The 1,064-nt window shown below is 53.7% G+C and carries 1 protein-coding gene; it reads left to right on the top strand.

Features of this window, described 5'->3' with window-relative positions; translation table 11 throughout:
- Nucleotides 1-42 precede the first annotated feature (42 nt).
- The gene (locus tag KOO63_03845; protein MBU8920972.1) at nucleotides 43-1,050 is read left to right on the top strand and encodes an IS1595 family transposase; all 1,008 of its coding nucleotides are present in this window, start codon (nucleotides 43-45) and stop codon (nucleotides 1,048-1,050) included.
- Nucleotides 1,051-1,064: the final 14 nt, after the last annotated feature.

Below are 1,064 nucleotides of genomic sequence, written 5' to 3'. Positions count from 1 at the left end.
AGGGGGGTAGACGGTTAGCTCCTCTTGCCTTATAATTTTGGGATGAGGCCCTCAATTGATAAAGTAGCAATAGAACCGTCGCTGGTGGCAGGACGTGATTACCCTCGCACATATCGTGAGTTTGTGGAGATGTTTCCCGATGACAACTCGTGTGCCACCTACTTGGAACAACTTCGTTGGCCAAATGGATTTGTCTGCCCTGTATGCCAGACGACTACGACACCGTGGCGTCAGACGAGGGGCCGACTTGTGTGTCCGAGTTGTCGTCATCAGTCGTCAGTTATCGCAGGTACTATCTTGGACAAAACGCGAACACCATTAACAACTTGGTTCGAAGCTGGCTGGCACGTAACCACTGCTAAGAATGGCTTGTCGGCCAAGACCCTTGAGCACACGCTGGGCACCAGCTATCGAGTAGCTTGGGCAATGCTGCAACGCTACCGAGTGTCGATGGTGCATGCCGAACGTGAACAGTTGTCGGGTAATGTGGAGGTTGACGAGACTCTGGTTGGTGGTGTCGAAAAGGGTGGAAAACGCGGTCGTGGAGCCAGCAAATGCATTGTTGCGATCGCTGTGGAGGTCAAAGAGCCCAAAGGTTTCGGGCGAGTGCGGATGCGCCATATCCCCGATGCGTCAGGTATCAACCTGGTGCCGTTTGTTTGCGATGTGGTGGTTCCCGGAGCGGTGATACTCACCGATGGTTGGGGTGGCTACAACGACTTGCCTGACCATGAATATACGCATAAGAAAACCGTGTTGTCGTCATCGGGCAACCCCGCTCATGTTTCCATGCCAGGTGTACACCGAGTCGCCAGCCTACTTAAGCGGTGGATTCTCGGTACTCACCAGGGATCAATTGTTCCCGCCCATCTGCAGTCATACTTGGAGGAGTTCACCTTCCGGTTCAACCGACGCACTTCACGTAGCCGTGGACTCCTTTTTCGTCGACTCTTGGAACAAGCTGTCGCTACTGGGCCTGTTACTGAGGCTGATATCACCCATGGTTACAACTGGCCTCGCTTTCGCCAATTTGGGACAAGGAGGAGCTAACCTACTACCCCCCT

The sequence above is a fragment of the Candidatus Latescibacterota bacterium genome, assembly GCA_019038625.1.
In the GTDB taxonomy this organism is placed as follows: Bacteria; Krumholzibacteriota; Krumholzibacteriia; order Krumholzibacteriales; family Krumholzibacteriaceae; genus JAGLYV01.
This window is presented reverse-complemented; position numbering and strand designations above follow the sequence as displayed.